The organism is Paenibacillus caseinilyticus (assembly GCF_027533645.1).
Classification (GTDB): Bacteria; Bacillota; Bacilli; order Paenibacillales; family NBRC-103111; genus Paenibacillus_G; species Paenibacillus_G caseinilyticus.
Genome location: NZ_JAQAGY010000035.1, coordinates 39737 through 58026, shown reverse-complemented (window position 1 = coordinate 58026; position 18290 = coordinate 39737). Strand labels below are relative to the sequence as shown.

The 18290-nt window shown below is 55.1% G+C and carries 15 protein-coding genes; 10 read left to right on the top strand and 5 right to left on the bottom strand.

All coding sequences use genetic code 11. From position 1 onward, the window contains the following. Positions 1-177 precede the first annotated feature (177 nt). Entirely contained in the window at positions 178-1293 is a 1116-nt protein-coding gene (locus O9H32_RS31000) for an MGDG synthase family glycosyltransferase (protein WP_269869954.1), read from the bottom strand. Between the two features lie 69 nt (positions 1294-1362). Beyond that, positions 1363-1890, bottom strand: a complete 528-nt coding sequence (locus tag O9H32_RS30995; RefSeq protein ID WP_269869953.1) for a phosphatase PAP2 family protein — start codon at positions 1888-1890, stop codon at positions 1363-1365. A 427-nt stretch (positions 1891-2317) separates the two neighbouring features. On the opposite strand from O9H32_RS30995, the gene O9H32_RS30990 reads away from it, so the two are divergent. The 5 genes from O9H32_RS30990 to rplT all read left to right on the top strand — a co-directional run bounded on the left by O9H32_RS30990 (position 2318) and on the right by rplT (position 6464). Then, a complete protein-coding gene (locus O9H32_RS30990) occupies positions 2318-3490 on the top strand; it encodes a glycosyltransferase family 4 protein (RefSeq protein ID WP_269869952.1) in 1173 nt (390 codons plus the stop codon). A 357-nt stretch (positions 3491-3847) separates the two neighbouring features. Beyond that, complete coding sequence (locus O9H32_RS30985) at positions 3848-5083, top strand: glycosyltransferase family 2 protein (protein WP_269869951.1); 1236 nt, start codon at positions 3848-3850, stop codon at positions 5081-5083. Positions 5084-5317: 234 nt separating this feature from the next. Then, positions 5318-5815: a translation initiation factor IF-3 gene (infC, locus tag O9H32_RS30980; RefSeq protein WP_269869950.1), complete on the top strand. Its 498-nt coding sequence runs from the start codon at positions 5318-5320 to the stop codon at positions 5813-5815. A 31-nt stretch (positions 5816-5846) separates the two neighbouring features. Beyond that, positions 5847-6044 (top strand): 50S ribosomal protein L35, encoded by a 198-nt coding sequence (rpmI, locus tag O9H32_RS30975; protein ID WP_269869949.1) that lies wholly within the window; start codon positions 5847-5849, stop codon positions 6042-6044. Between the two features lie 60 nt (positions 6045-6104). Then, positions 6105-6464 carry a 50S ribosomal protein L20 gene (rplT, locus tag O9H32_RS30970; RefSeq protein WP_269869948.1) on the top strand — a complete coding sequence of 120 codons (360 nt, stop codon included), beginning with the start codon at positions 6105-6107 and terminating at the stop codon, positions 6462-6464. A gap of 266 nt (positions 6465-6730) precedes the next feature. Here the strand turns inward: rplT and O9H32_RS30965 are convergent, their stop codons facing one another. Beyond that, positions 6731-7846, bottom strand: coding sequence for a metallophosphoesterase family protein (locus O9H32_RS30965; protein WP_269869947.1), 1116 nt, complete (start codon positions 7844-7846; stop codon positions 6731-6733). A 244-nt stretch (positions 7847-8090) separates the two neighbouring features. Further along, positions 8091-9266 (bottom strand): metallophosphoesterase family protein, encoded by a 1176-nt coding sequence (locus O9H32_RS30960; protein ID WP_269869946.1) that lies wholly within the window; start codon positions 9264-9266, stop codon positions 8091-8093. 921 nt (positions 9267-10187) lie between these two features. Between O9H32_RS30960 and ilvB the strand changes: the two genes are divergently transcribed. The 4 genes from ilvB (at position 10188) to O9H32_RS30940 (ending at position 15289) form a co-directional block, all read left to right on the top strand. Further along, positions 10188-11927: a biosynthetic-type acetolactate synthase large subunit gene (gene ilvB / locus O9H32_RS30955; protein ID WP_269869945.1), complete on the top strand. Its 1740-nt coding sequence runs from the start codon at positions 10188-10190 to the stop codon at positions 11925-11927. After that, positions 11928-12410, top strand: coding sequence for an acetolactate synthase small subunit (ilvN, locus tag O9H32_RS30950; protein WP_269869944.1), 483 nt, complete (start codon positions 11928-11930; stop codon positions 12408-12410). It abuts the gene before it with no gap. Positions 12411-12581: 171 nt separating this feature from the next. Next, positions 12582-13574, top strand: a complete 993-nt coding sequence (gene ilvC / locus O9H32_RS30945; RefSeq protein WP_269869943.1) for a ketol-acid reductoisomerase — start codon at positions 12582-12584, stop codon at positions 13572-13574. 167 nt (positions 13575-13741) lie between these two features. Beyond that, positions 13742-15289, top strand: coding sequence for a 2-isopropylmalate synthase (locus O9H32_RS30940; protein WP_269869942.1), 1548 nt, complete (start codon positions 13742-13744; stop codon positions 15287-15289). 201 nt (positions 15290-15490) lie between these two features. On the opposite strand, the gene O9H32_RS30935 is transcribed toward O9H32_RS30940, so the two are convergent. Next, on the bottom strand, positions 15491-16141 hold the full coding sequence (locus tag O9H32_RS30935) for a glycoside hydrolase domain-containing protein (RefSeq protein WP_269869956.1): 651 nt from the start codon (positions 16139-16141) through the stop codon (positions 15491-15493). A 294-nt stretch (positions 16142-16435) separates the two neighbouring features. On the opposite strand from O9H32_RS30935, the gene O9H32_RS30930 reads away from it, so the two are divergent. Next, complete coding sequence (locus tag O9H32_RS30930; protein ID WP_269869941.1) at positions 16436-18187, top strand: methyl-accepting chemotaxis protein; 1752 nt, start codon at positions 16436-16438, stop codon at positions 18185-18187. The last annotated feature ends 103 nt before the right edge of the window (positions 18188-18290 follow it).

The window sequence follows — 18290 nt, the reverse complement described above, 5'->3', positions numbered from 1 at the left end:
GATATTGAAACTGGTAGAATGAAAAAACGAGTCGGGCAAACCCATTTTGAGCCATTAAAAAAGACATCTGCTCCCTAAAAAATGGAGGCAGATGTCTTTTTTGTAACTTCTATGAGACTCCCGGTGAAAAAGCGTTAGTTCTTCAGTGGCCTCCCTGGCCGGTTGGGGGTTTTTTCGTTAAGGAACCATCTTCAAAATAGCCTGTGAACAAAGGGAAGGATGGTAGGTATGTTCCCCGGCAGAGCGGGGGGGCCTGGATCCCCCCAGCTCGGGATAACCGTCGATGAGCTGGCGGATCCAGAGGTCGACAGTGTCGGATGACCGGATCGCTTCCCCGAAGCCCATCTGTGTGAAGTACTGCAGATTGCGCTCTTCCTGTCCCGGGATCGGTTGGTGGAAGAGCATCGGAAGCCCTTTGGCCAGCCCTTCGGTACAGGTCATGCCTCCAGGCTTGGTGATTAGGAGGTCCGAGACGTCCATCCACTCCGATATCTCCTGGGTGAAGCCAAGCAGCCGGACGTTCGGATGGCGGAAGTGCGGATGGTCAGCCAATATACGGATCATTTTACGGTTGGAGCCGAGGCAGAGGACCAGTTGAATCTCCTCGCGCCAGCGGACCAGTCTGTGAAGAAAGCTGCGGTCTTGGAGCATCCCCCAGCCTCCCCCCATGACAAGCACGGTGGGCAGCGGACGCAGTCCGAACCTGGAACGGAGTACCTCCCGGTTCTGAGGCTCCCAGAAATCCGGATGCACGGGAATGCCTGTGACCTGGATGGCTTCAGATGGAATGCCTAGACCTTCCAGTTTGTGCTTAACATCCGGGGTAGAGACGAGATAGGTATTCACCTCGCTGCTGACCCACGTGCCGTGGGCATCGTAATCCGTGATGACCGTACACAGCGGAATCTCGAGACCGAACCGCTTGAGACGGGAGATGACGGCGCTGGGAAAAGGGTGTGTGCAGACGATGGCATCGGGACGCAGCTGCCGGATAATCCCCGCGGTCCGGGCGTAGCAGATCCGGTGCAGGGCCAGCTGGGTTAACCGGTTCAGCGATTTTTTATCCTGAGACCGGTACACCAGGCCGTACAGCTTTGGCTGTGTCGTTACCGTTTTGTGATAAGCGCCGATGACCCATGGGGCAAGCGTCGGATGAAGGAAGGTGCCGAGCTCAAGGACGCGCGTCTGGATATGGGGGGCCAGCCTACGCAGGCTGCCCGACAGCGCCTTGGCTGCCTGCGTATGGCCGGCTCCGAATCCTTCGGAGAGAATCAGAATCCTTTTTTTGCGCATGGACACTCACCATACCTCGTACCATTGTAGTCATACCTTGGTTCTGGAAGCGGCGCGGCAGCACGTGATCTATCCGATGATGGAAGCAGCCGCAAGCGCCGCGCCGGTCCCGATCACCGATCCAACCAGACAATCCGATGGATAGTGCAGCCCCAGATAGATGCGGGAGATTCCGACGAGTATGGCGGCCGGAAGCAAGGCTGCGGCGCACCAAGGAGACATGAGCATCAGCGGGACGGTAACGGAGAAGACCGCCGTCGTATGGCCCGAAGGAAAGGAATGATCTTTCAGCGGATTCTTGTATGTGATCGTGTCGGGGAGAACAAGATAAGGACGAAGACGCGGGTATTTCTTCTTGATGACCGCCACCGGGATATGGCTGACGGCCAAGGCTATGCAGCTCTCGAGCCCCGCAAGCTTCCACGACCCTCTCCCGAATAACGCCACGCTCAGCGCAATAAAGATCATCGCCGTCGCGCCCCCCAGATGGGTAATGCCGTTAAAGAAAAGATCCAGCATCCGATGCTGCATCCGGCGGTTTACAAAGCTAAACATCTTCCTTTCATGCTGCACCAGCCACGAAACCACTCGGCCCATTTCATAACCCTCCTCGAAAGTGGGATAAGCTCTCCTAAGCATTCATATACATTCATTGTACATCCTTTTTGTTATTGGAGTATCAACAGGATATGAAACAAGGCGAAGCCCAAAATTAACGCAGCCTTGATGTTCTCTTAACAGTGCTCCGTTACGATGGCAAAGAATCCGGATGAAAGCAGGGTTCGTTCGCTTCATTAATATAGAGAGAGCGGTTTCACTCGGCCCGATCCTCTCCAGTTTATTACGCAATAAAGTGTCCATATGTTTCATTAACGCAAAGCCCGCACCCCGAAGCACCCATCTCTTCCGATGCCCGATCAGGCTCCTGGGCATGCCTGCTACTGCGAAATCATCTTCCCATGCGGTTTTGTTCACAATCTCATCAAATTTGAGGTGTTTCAACAAAACTTGTAGGAGGTTAATCATGAGAGTAGCCCTGTTTACAGATACGTTTGTGCCGGATGTGAACGGTGTGGCGAAGACGCTTGGCCGCTGGGTGAAGGATCTGGAATCAAGGGGAGTAGAGTGCAGGGTATTCGCTCCTCAAGGGCCCGAGGCTTCGGAAGCGGACCAATGGATGGTGGAACGGTTCTACAGTATCCCCTTCCTTCTGTATCCGGAGTGCCGGATGGCGATCCCGAACCTGTTGAATCTCAAGCGATCCTTGAAGGAATTTGCACCGGATCTGATCCACCTGGCCACGCCCTTCAACCTGGGACTCGCCGGGCTTCACTACGCGAGACGCAATCACATTCCCGTGGTTGCCTCCTACCACACCCACTTCGACCAATACCTCGCTTATTACAAGCTGCAGTGGATGGAGCCCATGCTATGGAAGTATATGCTCTGGTTCCACCAAGACTGCCGCCGTATTTTTGTGCCGTCACATTCGACTTTGCAGCATCTGCGCACCAAGGGGCTGAAAGAACTCGAGATCTGGTCGCGGGGGGTGGAAATACAGCGGTTCCATCCGCTGGTGAACCGGGATGAAGTGCTTCGGGCATGCAACATTCCACCGCATAAGTTCGTCATGCTTTATGTGGGGAGATTGGCTGTCGAAAAGAGTATGGATGTACTTCTCGGCACGATGGATGCGCTCCCTGAGGCGATCCGGCGCCAGGCGCATCTGGTGATCGCCGGAGACGGTCCGCTGCTTCAGCCGCTTCGGGAGCAGTACGGCAGCAGGTGCAACATCACGTTCACCGGTTTTCGCGAGGGCCAATCCCTGAGTGATCTTTATGCCGCGGCGGATGTGTTTTTGTTTCCTTCGGCAACGGAAACCTTTGGCAATGTCGTCCTGGAAGCCATGGCTTCTGGAACGCCGGTGATCGGAGCGCGTGCAGGCGGGGTGCAGGATACCGTCAGGCATGGGTCCACAGGCTTGCTTTGCCGCCCGGGGGACATCGCGGATTTTGTCGATGCGGTCGAGCGTTTGTACGCAAGTCCCTCTCTGAGTGCACAACTTGCCCAAGGCGGAAGGGCCTACAGCCTGACGCAGTCGTGGGGGGCGGTTTTTGACGGCTTGTTTGCGAGCTACAAGGAAGTATTGGACTCCTCCACCGCCCGCGAGCGCGGAAGAAAAGTTTCGTATAAGTGAGCGGAAAAATGAGCGGAGCCTCCCCTGAATACCTGGGCGCGTGTAAGCCGATGCCGGTCATTCCGCCGATCAAGCAGAAAGTTTTTTCCAGCCCTGGCTTATAAAAAGTTTGAAAATCGATGAAAATAAGACGTAAAAAGCTGGATGTCAGAGTCTCTGCGGGGATTATCGGCCGTTTTTGCGCGAAATGACGCGGTAATGAGGGCAGGGAGCACCCTGTAGGTTTTGACAAATGGATGCAAAGAGAGGAAAATCATATTCGGCGACCCTCGTAAAGAGGGGACTCCCTATCGAAATGGATCTATGGCGCTATCAAAAAAGACATAAGGGGTACATACAAAAAAAGGGGGATGTTGCATGTTAGACAGTTTACTGTTAGGCCTGCAGATTGTGCTGGCTTGCATCGGGGCCTATCAGCTGGTTCTGACGTTTTTCGGTTGGTATCGCCGCAGAAACCGGGCCGAACACGCTCCGCAAAAGTCGTTTGCCGTATTGGTGGCCGCTCATAACGAAGAGCAGGTGGTCGGCGCGCTGATTGAGAATCTCAAAAATCTCGACTATCCGAAAGAGCTTTATGATATATTCGTCATTTGCGACAACTGCTCGGACCAGACGGCTCAGATCGCCAGGGATGCCGGCGTGCATGCCTGCGAACGGCATAATCCGCAGCTGCGGGGCAAAGGTTTTGCCATCGAATGGATGCTCAAAGAGCTCTGGAAGATGCCGCGCCAATATGACGCGGTCGTGATGTTCGATGCCGATAACCTCGTCAGCCCGGATTACCTGTTGCATATGAACAATGACCTGTGCAACGGTTCCCAGGTCATCCAAGCTTATCTCGATACGAAGAACCCGCACGATTCCTGGATCACGGCGGCTTACGCGATTACGTACTGGTACTGCAACCGCCTGTGGCAGCTGCCCCGTACGAACCTCGGACTCGCCAATTACCTTGGCGGGACGGGCATGTGCTTCGAGACCAACCTGCTGAAAGAAATCGGCTGGGGGGCTACAAGCCTTGTCGAGGACTTGGAGTTCACGATGCGCTGCGTTATGCGGGGCATTAATCCGACGTTCAATTACGATGCGAAAGTATACGATGAGAAGCCGCTGACCTTCAAGGCTTCGGCACGCCAGCGCCTTCGCTGGATGCAGGGTCATTTCGATGTGGCCAGACGCTACTTTTTCCCGCTGTTCTGGAGAGGGATCAAAGAGGGCAGCTGGGCGAAGATCGATACGGCCGTCTATGCGCTCAACGTCTACAACTTGTTTATCGGTTCCATCGTCACGGTTGTTCTTTGGATCAACGCGGTGATTCCGGATGTGGAGAAGTTCCCTTCGCTGTATGAGATGGCGCCTTATGCGTTCGGTATTTTCTCTGTTCTTACTTACGCTCAGTTCGTGGTTGCCCTGGTTTTGGAGAAGGCGCCGCTCAAAACGTATAAATATCTGTTTGCCTTCCCGGTGTACCTGCTGTCCTGGTGGCCGATTACGTTCTATGCGTTCTTTACCCAAAACAACAAGCAGTGGAGCCACACCGAGCATACACGGGTCATCCGGCTTGAAGAGATGCAGAGCAAGCAGGCTTCCTAAAACAGGTTGACATGGGTTAGGCATTTGTGATATATTATTTTGGTGCAAAAGAAGAAGCGCCCGCTTCTCACCTGTCCGACCCCGGTTGGCTGGTTATGATTAGAGTGACTTGAACAGTCTGTCCGATTTATTTGGATGGCTATCACTTGAAACCAAACCGACGTGGGCGTACTAAGCGCCCACGTCTTTTTTTATAATCCCTTTTGGAGGTGGCAGGTTATCAGTACAGAGCACATGATTAACGATGAAATTCGGGCGAGAGAAGTTCGTATGATTGGCGCGGACGGAGAGCAGCTCGGCATCATGCCGATTCGCGAGGCGCTTCAAATGGCGCTGGACTTGAATTTGGACTTGGTGAACGTGGCTCCTACGGCTAAACCGCCGGTATGCCGGGTGATGGACTACGGGAAGTTCCGCTATGAAACACAGAAGAAAGAAAAGGAAGCCCGTAAGAACCAGAAGATCGTTGAACTGAAGGAAATCCGTCTGAGTGCAACCATCGATGAACATGACTTCCAGACGAAGCTGCGCAATGTCGAGAAGTTCCTGACCGACGGCGACAAGGTGAAACTCTCGGTTCGTTTCCGCGGACGTGAGATTGCCCACGCTTCGATCGGACAGAAGGTCCTGGAACGCATGGCTGCCGAAGTGGAAGAACTTTGCGTGATTGAGCGTAGACCGAAACTCGAGGGTCGCAGCATGATCATGATTCTTGCTCCGAAAGCACAGTAGTAATTACTTATTCTTTAAGGAGGAACACCCCATGCCTAAGATGAAGACTCACAGCAGCTTGAAAGACCGTTTCAAAATTACCGGTACCGGTAAAGTAAAACGCTATAAAGCGCACAAAAACCATCTGTTGTCCGGCAAGTCCGCCCGTCAAAAGCGCGTATTGGGCACGAACCCGGTTATGGCTCCCGGCGATGTAAGACGCCTGAAGCAGCAGCTCGGCAACATCTAATTCATACCGCATTACGTCTGTACGTTTTCGATACTTAGACCACTTTGGAGGTAGATTTTCATGGCAAGAGTGAAAGGCGGTTTCATCCGCACCCGTCGTCGCAAGAAGATTCTGAAACTTGCAAAAGGTTACTTCGGTTCCAAACATAGATTATTTAAAACAGCTAAAGAACAGGTTATGAAATCCCTGGTCTACGCATACCGTGACCGTCGTCGGAACAAGCGCGACTTCCGCAGATTGTGGATCGTACGGATCAACGCGGCTGCCCGTCAGAACGGCCTGTCCTACAGCAAGCTGATGCACGGCCTGAAGCTGGCTGAAGTTCAAGTGAACCGCAAGATGCTCGCTGACCTCGCGGTTAACGACATCGCAGCGTTCAACTCCTTCGCTGACACAGCCAAACAAAAGCTTAACGCTTAATTGGGGTAAGGCTTGTGTAAGGCTTAAATAAAAACCCCCGGTTTGAAAGCTCGCGAGAGCTTCCGAACCGGGGGTTTTTGCGTCCACCGAAATTTCGCTGAAGGCACGGAATACCGGCGGCTGTGCACAAAAAAGGCACCTTCCCTTGCATCCGCCAGCAGATGAGCTTCTGCGGTGGCGTAAGCTTAGGGAAGGTGCTTCTGCAGCGGGGTAAGCTTAGGGAAGGTGCTTCACTTGGGATGCTTGAGGGAAATCGGCCAGCTGCCTTAGGACTCCGGCGTGACGGTGAACTGAGCCTCCGGCACCCAGCGGTGACGGTAGAAATCCCGCCCTTTGATCTGCACACGGTCTGGATAAACCTCTACATAGAGACCTTCGCTTTCCTCAGGTCCGTTCATTTTCTCCCCTTTTTGCCCATTGTCGCTCCATGTCTCGATGACGGCGGAGGAGTTCACCATGGTGAAGGCATCGTGTACGAGGGTCTGCGGATTCTTCAGCTCCCAGTGGGTATGCCCGGAGAATAGAATGACTTGGGGGTATGCGGACAGGATCTTCTTGAGCTCTTCGTGCTGAATCACGGCGCGGGTATTCGTGCAGCAGAAGTGGGTGCCGGATACCGTATAGGGCAGCGGCTGGTGCAGGAAGACGAAGATCGGTTTGCCGGGTTCGCTGCCGGCCTTCAGTGTGCTCTTCAGCCAGTTCAGCTGGGCATCGGACAAGTAGGCGTCTTCCCCGTTATTCGGGTCGGACTGGCGGTAACGTTCCGAGCCGAGGAAGATGAATTGGTAGCCTTGGAATTTCTGGGCGGTGTAAACCCGTTCTCTGCCTGCAAAAGTCAGGAATCTGGAGAGCGAGTCCTGCTCCGTCTCTCCGTTCGGAAATCCGCCGCCGTTCCATTCCCGGCCGCCGGTATACCAGGCTTTGAAGTACTCATGATTGCCTACGGTCGTGAATATGGTCTCCGGGAGAGGGGATTCCTGCAGAAGCTCCTGCAGCTTGATGTAGTCTTCTGTCATGCCTTCGGTCATATCCCCGTTGAGCACCAGTGCATCCGTACCCGCGTCGATGTTCTCGATGTCGGTGAGCGCCTGCTTCAGCTTCCGGTGGGAAGGCTTGTGCCAGGATTGGACATGAACGTCACTGAGGACAGCGAAGGTAAAGGTAGGCTCGGCCTGCGGAATCGGAGGCGCAGGCCGAGCCGTAGGGCCTGTAGAAGCCGAGAGGGTTTGTACGGAACGTACATCCCCCTTGGCGGCTCCGCTCCTCCCGTCCCAAGGGGCAAACAGGCTGGGCCCATGCAGAAGAGGAGCGGCTGCGGAGGAGGCGATGAGAGCGGGCAGCAGGGAAAGGGATAACAGGGTGTTGTGGAAACGTCGTCGCATAGGAATCACTCCTTCTTATGTAAGTTTAGGATGCTTCTATCCAATAACCTTTACACGCAGGTTCAGAATCATCCGCTGGACGGCGGGCAAGGCCCGGCTAAGTAGGATTGGGCATGGTCATGGCCTCTGCTCCCGGTTGTTGCTGCGGTAAGTATGATTGTCCTTCCTTCAGGGGGTCATGGAGAAAGCCGAAGGGCATCGACGCTCCCTTCGGCTCTCCCATACTGCATCCAATGCCGCGCTGCTAGTCTTTCAAGGGAATCGTGAAGTCTGCTTCCGGGATCCAGCGGTGCCGGTAGAAGTCGCGTCCCTTGATGGCGACGCGGTCTTTGTACACTTCGACGTACAGACCTTCGCTCTCTTCCGGTGCCGTCTGCATTTCGCCGCCGCTTCCATTATCTGTCCATGGCTGTACGACGGAGGACGAGTTCACCATGGTGAACTTCTCCCTGACCATCGTCCCGGGGAGCTTCAGTTCCCAGTGGCTGTGGCCGGAGAAGAAGACAACCTGCGGATAGGCGGATAGAATGGCTGTGAGCTCTTCATGCTGCACGATGGCACGGTTGTTGACGCAGCAAAAATGGGTGCCGGCTACCGTGTACGGCAGGGGCTGGTGCAGAAAGACAAAGATTGGCTTGCCGTTCGAGGCTCCTTTGCGGAGCGTCTTCTTGAGCCAGTTCAGCTGATCTTGGGAGAGGTAGGCGTCTTCGAGGTTCGCCGGGTCGGATTGGCGGTATTGTTCCGAACCGAGAAAAATAAAATGATAACCTTTGACCATCTGGTCATAATACACTTTGTTGTTCTCTCTGGTCAAATCCAGGAAGCGGACGATGGACGCTTCCTCGGTCTCTCCGTTCGGGAAGGCGGGGGGATTCCAGTAGCCGGAAGCGTCGAACCAGGCTTTATAGAACTCATGATTGCCGATGGTATAGAATATGCTGCGGGGATGCGGCAGTCCTGCGAGCAGTTCGCGGAGCTTGGCATAGTCGGCCGGCATGCCGTTCGTCAGGTCGCCGTTGATAACGAGGGTATCGGATTTGGGACGGATCTGGTTCAGGTCCTGCAGCGCTTGCGTGAACTTCTCATGCGAAGGGGTATGCCAGGATTGGATATGAATATCGCTAAGTACGGGGAAGGAAAGCTTGGGTTGGTCCTTCTTGTCCAGCGGGCTGCCCGCCCCACTCGGCTCGTTGCGCTGTTCAGCGTCTTCGGAAGCGGGAGACTTGCTGCCGGCTGAGCCCGCTGGAGGCCCGAGTGAAGATTCGGCGGAGCGCTCGGCGGCACCTGGGTTCTCCAGCGTTTTGCTGCCTCCCACAGGGCCGGAATTCGGCTGGGATCCAAGGGGGGCGGCGGCTGCCGATGCAAGGACACCGGTCAGGAGGACAGCGGTTAAGGCGGCGGACAGGAACGTTTGGCGCACGGAAGCTTCCACTCCTTCATGATTCGTCTCGTTTATTATTCGTATCGTTACCTAAGGAACAGGGGATTAGCCTCGCAGTAACGATCTAACCATAACCCCGCCGTGTCATCGAGGGGTAAAGGGGGGACGAAGGTTTTGTGAAGAAAACGGAAGGGTCCACGAGGTCTTAACTTAACGCGACAAGATACGACAGAGATGGAGATAGGCGCCTTGGAATGCAAACGGAGCGGATAGGGGGAACCTTAGAAGAGGATAGTGCGAACCTTAGAGGTGATCCTGCGAGAGAAGCTGGTAGCCATAGGAAGCCTGCGTACGAAGTGAAGCCTCCGGAGCCGAAGAAACTGCAGAATGACGCCGAGTAAGCCTTGCAGACTGCACAATGACGCCAGTGTGTCTTTCCTAGTATTCAGATTGACGCTTGACTAAATAAGGGATAGGGCATATAATTATCAAAAAGTACAACAGTTGCTAACGGCTATGAAGAGGACGAAGTGATAAGGGCTCTTATGCTCAGAGAGCATTTGGAGATGCTGAAACCAATGCCATAATCCCTAATCTACGAGCTCACCTCGGAGCTGTTTTCCTGAAAAGTACTCGTTTTTTTAAAAGCGGGCTTTACCGCTGGAAAGCGATGTAGTTATTAGGGAGAATCGGAAGGGCACACGTTACCGTGCCGAAGGTTCCTTAAAGCGTTCTTTGCGCTGCTGCTTCTATCGTGCTAGCCGATAGCTGCCGCCTTGCCATGAACGGTCTTTGAGACCTGCTAAGGTTATTTGCCGAGAGGCATCTAACAAACTTTGGGTGGTACCACGGAAGATCAACCCCTTTCGTCCCTTCAAATGCACAAGCTGCATTTGGGGCGAGAGGGGTTTTTTGATGCATATTTGTCGGACTGTCGGATTTTCGAGAGGAGGCCATAAGATGATCGTTCAAACAACACAGAAATCAAAGGAGCAGCTGCGCGAAGAGCTGCTGAAGCCAGAGGTCGTCACCGGATCGGAAGCGCTCCTGAGGAGCTTGCTGCTGGAGGACGTGGACTGCGTCTTCGGTTATCCCGGCGGTGCGGTGCTTTACATCTATGATGCCATGCACGGCAATCCGAACTTCAACCACCTGCTGACAAGACATGAGCAGGGGGCGATCCACGCAGCAGACGGTTATGCACGGTCGACCGGCAAAGTCGGCGTCTGTATCGCCACCTCGGGACCGGGAGCGACGAACCTGGTTACGGGGATTGCGACGGCGTACATGGACTCGGTGCCGCTTGTGGTCATTACAGGCAACGTGGCGACGTCGGTAATCGGAACGGATGCTTTCCAGGAAGCCGACATCACGGGTATTACGATGCCGGTCACGAAGCACAGCTATCTCGTGCGCGATGTCCGGGATCTGCCCCGCATCATCAAAGAGGCGTTCCATATTGCATCGACCGGCCGCAAAGGCCCGGTATTAATCGACATTCCGAAGGACGTATCGAACGACACCTTCCCGTACTACTATCCGGAGAAGGTGGAGATTCGCGGCTACAACCCGACGGTGCAGCCGAACCGCCTTCAGGTGGACCGTATGCTCGAAGCGATCGCCGAGAGCGAGCGTCCTGTGATCTTGGCCGGCGGCGGGGTGGTCTACTCCGGCGCTGCGGAAGAGCTCATCAAGTTCGTGGAAGCCACGCGGATTCCGGTCACGACGACACTGCTCGGACTCGGCGGCTTCCCGAGTGCGCATGAGCTGTGGCTCGGCATGCCGGGTATGCACGGGACGCATACGGCGAACCATGCGCTGCAGAACTGCGACCTGCTCATCGGCATCGGCGCCCGGTTCGACGACCGGGTGACGATGAAAGTGGACGGATTCGCCCCTAAGGCGAAGAAGATCGTGCATATCGACGTGGATCCGGCGGAGATCGGCAAGATCGTCGAAACGGCGATCCCTGTGGTCGGAGACGTCAAGGCGGTTCTTGAGCTGGCCAACCAGAAAGTAAAGGCTGGCGACACCTCCGCTTGGGTCGATTGGGTGAAGGAGAACAAAGCCAAGTATCCGCTGAGCTACAAGGATTCCGATACGGAGCTGAAACCGCAATACGTGATCGAGATGCTGCACGAGACGACAAACGGCGAAGCTATAGTAACGACAGACGTCGGCCAGCACCAGATGTGGTCGGCACAGTATTACAAGTTCAACAAGCCGCGCTCCTGGATCACTTCCGGCGGCCTCGGCACGATGGGCTTCGGCTTCCCTTCCGCGATCGGCGCACAGGTGGCCAATCCGGACCGCCTCGTCATCTCGATCAACGGCGACGGCGGGATGCAGATGTGCTCGCAGGAGCTCGCGATCTGCGCCATCAACAAGATCCCGGTGAAGATCGTCGTCATCAACAACCAGGTGCTCGGCATGGTCCGTCAGTGGCAGGAGATTATCTACGATAACCGCTACAGCCACATCGACCTTGCCGGTTCCCCGGACTTCGTCAAGCTGGCTGAAGCCTACGGCGTGAAGGGGCTGCGCGCAACGAACAAGGATGAAGCACGCACTGCATGGAAGGAAGCGCTGGATACCCCAGGTCCGGTACTCGTCGAATTCGTGGTCCGCAAGCACGAGAATGTGTTCCCGATGGTCACGCAGGGATCGACGATAGACCAAATGATAATGGGGGATTCGTAAATGAGCTACAAACATACCATATCCGTACTAGTGAATAACCAGCCCGGTGTGCTGCAGCGTGTATCCGGCCTGTTCGGCCGCCGGGGATTCAATATCGAGAGCATCACCGTTGGCGAATCCGAGGAGAAGGGCCTCTCCCGGATGATCATTGTGACGACAGGGGACGATAAGACGCTCGAACAGGTGTCGAAGCAGCTCTACAAGCTGATCGATGTCATCAAGGTCGTCGACCTCAGCGCCAACCCGATGGTGGGCCGCGAGCTCGCTTTGATCAAAGTTGCCGCAGAGCCAAGCGTCCGTCCCGAGATCCTCGGCGTAGTGGAGACCTTCCGCGCTGCGGTGGTCGATATCGGACCGAGCTCGCTGATCGTGCAGGTGGTCGGCGACTCCGAGAAGATCGACGCGATGACCGAGCTGCTCAAGCCTTACGGTATCAAGGAGCTGTCCCGCACTGGCGTTACCGCCATGATCCGCGGCAAATAAACGTTAGCTAGGCAGAGGTTTACGGTATATCTTCAATACAACATTTTATCGGCATATCCCGTGTGAGCGGGAGCCCAAGCGGATAGCAGCCGGTCGGCATGCCGCACAGGCAGGGTTGTCCCTTTGGGCACCCGCTCACAGGGTTTAACTTAAAGGAGGAGCAATTATCCCATGGCAGTTACTATGTACTATGAAAAAGACGCAGACCTGAACGTTCTGAAGGGCAAGACGATCGCGATCATCGGTTACGGAAGCCAAGGCCACGCCCAAGCGCAAAACCTGCGTGACAGCGGCCTGAAGGTAGTCATCGGCCTTCGCCAAGGGCGCTCTTTCGACCAGGCGAAAAACGACGGTTTCGATGTATACTCCGTTGCGGAAGCTACTAAGATCGCCGACGTGGTACAAATCCTGATGCCGGACGAGACGCAGGCGAGCGTATACCGGAATGAAATCGAGCCTAACCTGAAGCAGGGCGCAACGATCATGTTCTCCCACGGCTTCAATGTCCACTTCGGCCAAATCAAGCCGTCCCCGGACAAAGACGTACTGCTCGTCGCTCCGAAGTCCCCGGGTCACATGGTGCGCCGCGTATACGTGGAAGGTTTCGGCGTTCCCGGCCTGATCGCGGTACAGCAGAACGCTACGGGCCAAGCGCAAGCGATCGGTCTGGCGTATGCCAAAGGGATCGGCTGCACGCGTGCGGGCGTAATCGAAACGTCCTTCCGCGAAGAAACCGAAACGGATCTGTTCGGTGAGCAGGCGGTTCTGTGCGGCGGCGCTTCCGAGCTCGTCAAGGCCGGCTTCGAAACGCTGGTGGAAGCAGGCTATGCTCCAGAGATGGCTTACTTCGAGTGTCTGCATGAACTGAAGCTGATCGTCGACCTGATGTATGAAGGCGGCCTGGCTTCCATGAGAAGCTCGATCTCCAACACGGCTGAGTACGGCGACTACGTAACGGGTCCTCGCATCATCACGAGCGAGACCAAAGCCGAAATGAAGCGCGTACTGACTGATATCCAGCAGGGCAAATTCGCCCGCGACTTCATCCTTGAGAACCAATCCGGCTTCGCCTTCATGACGGCAACACGCCGCTTGGAGTCCGAGCACGGCCTCGAGAAAGTCGGTTCCCAGCTGCGCGAAATGATGCACTGGATCAAGAAGTAATCAGGCTCCAGAACCGTTTTCCCGAAATAGGGAAGACTTAGAAGAAGGTCGGCTTGGGAGCGGGCAGGAAGCGTACGGGCAGCCGGGGCGTTTTCCCCGCTGTCCGGGCCGTACCTTTTTCTGCTTACTGAAGACCAAACTATATTATAAAGCGCAGGTGAAACCTTATGAGGAAAATTTATATTTTTGACACGACGCTGCGTGACGGAGAGCAGTCTCCCGGCGTGAACCTGAATATGCAGGAGAAGGTGGAGATTGCGCTGCAGCTCGAGAAGCTCGGTGTAGACCGGATCGAAGCCGGATTCCCTGCCGCGTCGCCGGGCGACCTCGCCGGTGTGAACGCCGTAGCGCGTGCGGTCAAGAATGCGTCGATCGTCGGCCTCTCCCGCTCCCGCACCCAGGATATCGATGCGGTTCGGGAAGCACTCAAGGGTGCACAGGATCCGTGCATTCACCTGTTCCTCGCCTCGTCGCCGATACACCGCAAGCACAAGCTGCGGATGGAGAAGCATCAGGTGCTCGAAGCGGCCGAAGCGGCTATCCGGTATGCGAAGCAGTATTTCAGCAAAGTCGAATTTTCTCCGGAGGATGCGGGCCGGACGGAGCTGGACTTCCTGTGCGAAGTGACGGAGATGGCGATTCGGGCGGGAGCAACGGTCGTGAATATTCCGGATACGGTCGGTTACCTGACGCCTTATGAATACGGGAATATCTTCAAGACCCTGAAGGAGAATGTGAAGGGGATCGAGACGATCCAGCTCAGCGCCCACTGCCATGACGATCTCGGAATGGCTACCGCCAATGCCTTGGCAGCCATCCTGAATGGCGCGGATCAGATTGAAGGCACCATCAACGGCATTGGTGAGCGGGCCGGCAATACTGCGATTGAAGAGGTGGCCCTCGCCCTCGAGACACGCCAGGAGTTCTTCCAGGCGAAGACGGGCTTGACCCTTTCGGAGATCGCGCGCACGAGCAGGCTGGTCAGCAAGCTGACGGGCATGCCGGTACCGGGCAACAAGGCGATTGTCGGCGCCAATGCTTTTGCACACGAGTCCGGAATCCATCAGGACGGCATGCTGAAGGAGAAAACGACATACGAGATCATGTCGCCGGAGACAATCGGCCTTAAGGAAAGCAAGCTGACGCTCGGCAAGCTGTCCGGACGCCATGCCTTCCGCGAGAAGCTCGTGGATCTCGGGTACGATCTTGGGGACGAGCAGCTCAATACGGCGTTCGGCAAGTTCAAGGACCTCGCCGACAAGAAGAAGAATGTAACCGACGAGGACATCCGCGCGTTGATCGAGGAGAAACTGATCGAGACGCCGGAAGTGTATGCGCTGGAGACCATCCAGGTCTCTTATGGCAACCAGTCGACGCCGACCGCTACGGTCCGCTTGCGGCTGCAAGATGGCAGCACGCTGGATGAAGCGGCGGTGGGCAATGGCTCGGTCGATGCCATCTATAAGGCTATCGATAAGGCAACGCAGGAAGAGGTGGAGCTAGGCGACTACTCCATCCAGTCCGTAACCCAAGGGAAGGACGCACTCGGCGAAGTGCATGTGGTCCTGAGCCAAGGGGATTACTCCGTACAGGGACGTGGCGTCAGCACGGATATCCTGGAAGCGAGTGCGCGCGCCTACGTCGATGCCGTGAACCGGCTGGTGGAGAAGCGCAAGACGCCGGCCCGCGGCCGCGATAATGTAACGCTGATTTAAGATAACGCAAGGAAAGCGGCGCCCATAATATGCAGCGCTGCTGTGCGATAAGCAGCGGAGAAACAGAGGGATGCTTGCCCATCCCGCTCCTACAAGCCTCCGGCTCCCGTACTGGTTTTATTCCAGCGGGAGCCGGAGTTTTTTTGTGTGAGGATATGTCCTGATTCCCATGGACAGCGAAGGTGTTGATTTTACCAACGGTTAAAACAACTGGCCGAACAGCCGGCTGTCCATCAAGTTCGTATCCACCGGGCATCCCTGGGCATCCCGGCTGTACTGCCAAGCCCATACATTCGAGCTGCAGGGGGGCTTCTTCGGAGCATAGATCGGCGGGGCATCCGGACCGGAGGCCGGACGTTGAGGCTCGGCACTCCACAGCGCCGTCTCGGCCGTGACCCGAAAGTCCCGGCGGACCGCCTCGCAGAAGGCGGTGCTGAAGGAGCCGAGTACGGGGTCGTGATAGAGGCCTGACTTGTAACCCGACGAGCGTATGGCATTCACCCAGCCCAGAATCCATAAGGCGTCTACCGAAAAAAAACGTTCGACATTGCCGAACAGGAACTTCCCGCGCGGGATGCCAAGCCGACGGGCATGCTGAGCCGCCAACTGGGCGGTTTTTTTGCCGTTCTCATAACCGGTCGCTTGCCGGAATTCATTATAAATCGGCAGAATCCGGATTCCCTGCCGGTGCAGGAGAGTGATCTCTACCTTGCTGAGCCCCGAAGCGACGCCTTGAACTGTTGTCAAGTATCTTCCCCAGAACCGCGGCTTCCCGAACTGTTCGGTCACACATCCGAGCAGCTTCTCATCCACCGGCGAAGCCGAGTCGACACCCCATACATAAGCCATGATCCATTCCTCCCTTAGGCAGCAGGCTATCATAGCATATTCCATTCAGCGCCTGGACTCTCTAGGCTTTTGTCCAAATTTTATACAAAGGTCATAGTTATATAGTTCTCAGGACTCATGAAATTGAGCTGGGATCGAATGGATATTGTCGAAAACCGTAGTCCAGCTATAACGTTTGGGGAGAGGCTGAACGATATATATACAGGAAGCATTAAAGGGACCTAAAGGGGGCAGCGCACTCCAAGTTTAGATCCTAAAGAAAGACCAAATTATATTTTATCGGAGGAATGAAATGATATGCGAAGAAGGGGAATGTCATTTTTTGCCAAGAACCTTTTGTTTACCTCGATCAACATCGTATTGGTCGGCGTGATTCTCATCGTATCCAGCTACCTGATTCAAAGAAATGTCTTGGTGAGCCAGCTGCATAATCAGATCGAGACGATTACAGGCAAATGGAACAGTCAGATCGTTACATCCGAAGTACAAACCGCTGTACAAGAGAAGAGCTACGAAGGACCGGTACAGACGAAGATCCGAGCCATGTTGGACCAGGTGAGCAAATATAATCCGAACATCGCCCAGGCGTATATCTTCGGAACAGAGTTGCAGGACGGGAACAAAACATCCGTGGTTGCCATGCCGACCCATGTCATGGAAATGCTCGTCAAAGACAACCTGCTCGTAGGTACCATGTATGAGCAGCCAACTGAAATTGCAGAGACCGTGAAAGAAATGATTGCTTCCGGCAAGCCGGAATTATCCGATTTTTATAAGGACGATTATGGCACTTGGGTGACCATCGTCTATCCGCTCAAAGACAGCAGCGGCAAAATCTTTGCTTACTTCGGCGTTGATACGGATGCCAGCCTGGTAGAAAAAGGAATGAACTCCCTGATTCTGTACAGCCTGCTGATCATGGCGGTATTTATGGTCATCACGCTTGTGGCCCAATACCTCATCGCGAGGAAGACACTGTCGCCGATCAAGAACCTGATGCAGGGGATCGACCTGGTGAGTGAAGGGCGCCTGGATGTGGAGATCGCAACGGGCACCGACGACCTCGGTCTGATCAACGAGAAATTCAACTTGATGGTTCAGAAGATGAACGAGACGATGCTGAAAGTGCAGGAAACCTCGCACCAGGTGGCCGATTCGGCCAAGGCGCTCTACTCGAACTCCGACCGCAGCAGCAAGAGCGCGGAGAATATCGGCGGACATATCAAAGAAATCGCCGGCAGCATCAAGGTTCAAGAGCAATCCAGCTTTGAAGCTTCCCGGGCGATCTCCGAAATGGCATCGGTTATTCAAATGATCGCGACCAATTCGGCGGACGTGTCGGATGAAGCTTATGCCGTAGAGAAGAAGTCGATCCAAGGGGACGAAGTCGTACAGACGATGGCGGACCAAATGCTCCTGATCACGCAAACGGTGAAGAGCACTTCCGTTGCGGTCAACTCGCTCGAAAAGCGTTCCCAGGAAATCGGCAGCATTCTCGAGATGATTACCGGCATCGCGAACCAAACGAACCTGCTCGCTTTGAACGCAGCCATTGAAGCGGCGCGGGTAGGCGAGCACGGCAAAGGCTTTGCCGTTGTAGCCGGTGAAGTCCGCAAGCTGGCAGAACAATCCCAGTCTTCGGCCAATCAAATTTCCGTTCTGATCAAAGAAATCCAGAGCGAAATCCGCAGTGCGGCCGTAGCTATGGATCAAGGAACGCACGTAGTGGAGAAAGGCATGCAGGTAGCGGAAGCCACGGGGCAGCTGTTCTCCGAAATCCGCAACGCAACCAAACGGGTATCTTCGCAGATCCAAGAAGTGTCCGCCGCTGCGCAGCAGATCTCTGCGGGAACCGATGAGATTTCGGCAACGGCCGGCGATCTGACCACTTCCGTCAGCAAGACTGCAGCAAGTGCAAGCGAAATCGCACAGTCGATTGACGAGCAGAAGCAGTATATGGAGTCGATCGTAGATGCTTCGAACACGCTGTCGGACATGTCCCAAGACTTGAAAGGTCTTCTCGAGCAGTTCCACGTCAAGAAGAACTGAGAGTAGATTCATCCATGGTAACACTGACCCCTCCTCCTCTTGGGGGAGGGGTTTTGCTGACGGACGGTAACTATGATCATGATCTATGATTACGATCTATGTT

Coding starts and splice junctions, on each gene's coding strand:
- O9H32_RS31000 (WP_269869954.1), bottom strand. CDS start 1,293: ATGCGCAAAAAAAGGATTCTGATTCTCTCCGAAGGATTCGGAGCCGGC.
- O9H32_RS30995 (WP_269869953.1), bottom strand. CDS start 1,890: ATGGGCCGAGTGGTTTCGTGGCTGGTGCAGCATGAAAGGAAGATGTTT.
- O9H32_RS30990 (WP_269869952.1), top strand. CDS start 2,318: ATGAGAGTAGCCCTGTTTACAGATACGTTTGTGCCGGATGTGAACGGT.
- O9H32_RS30985 (WP_269869951.1), top strand. CDS start 3,848: ATGTTAGACAGTTTACTGTTAGGCCTGCAGATTGTGCTGGCTTGCATC.
- infC (WP_269869950.1), top strand. CDS start 5,318: ATGATTAACGATGAAATTCGGGCGAGAGAAGTTCGTATGATTGGCGCG.
- rpmI (WP_269869949.1), top strand. CDS start 5,847: ATGCCTAAGATGAAGACTCACAGCAGCTTGAAAGACCGTTTCAAAATT.
- rplT (WP_269869948.1), top strand. CDS start 6,105: ATGGCAAGAGTGAAAGGCGGTTTCATCCGCACCCGTCGTCGCAAGAAG.
- O9H32_RS30965 (WP_269869947.1), bottom strand. CDS start 7,846: ATGCGACGACGTTTCCACAACACCCTGTTATCCCTTTCCCTGCTGCCC.
- ilvB (WP_269869945.1), top strand. CDS start 10,188: ATGATCGTTCAAACAACACAGAAATCAAAGGAGCAGCTGCGCGAAGAG.
- ilvN (WP_269869944.1), top strand. CDS start 11,928: ATGAGCTACAAACATACCATATCCGTACTAGTGAATAACCAGCCCGGT.
- ilvC (WP_269869943.1), top strand. CDS start 12,582: ATGGCAGTTACTATGTACTATGAAAAAGACGCAGACCTGAACGTTCTG.
- O9H32_RS30940 (WP_269869942.1), top strand. CDS start 13,742: ATGAGGAAAATTTATATTTTTGACACGACGCTGCGTGACGGAGAGCAG.
- O9H32_RS30930 (WP_269869941.1), top strand. CDS start 16,436: ATGCGAAGAAGGGGAATGTCATTTTTTGCCAAGAACCTTTTGTTTACC.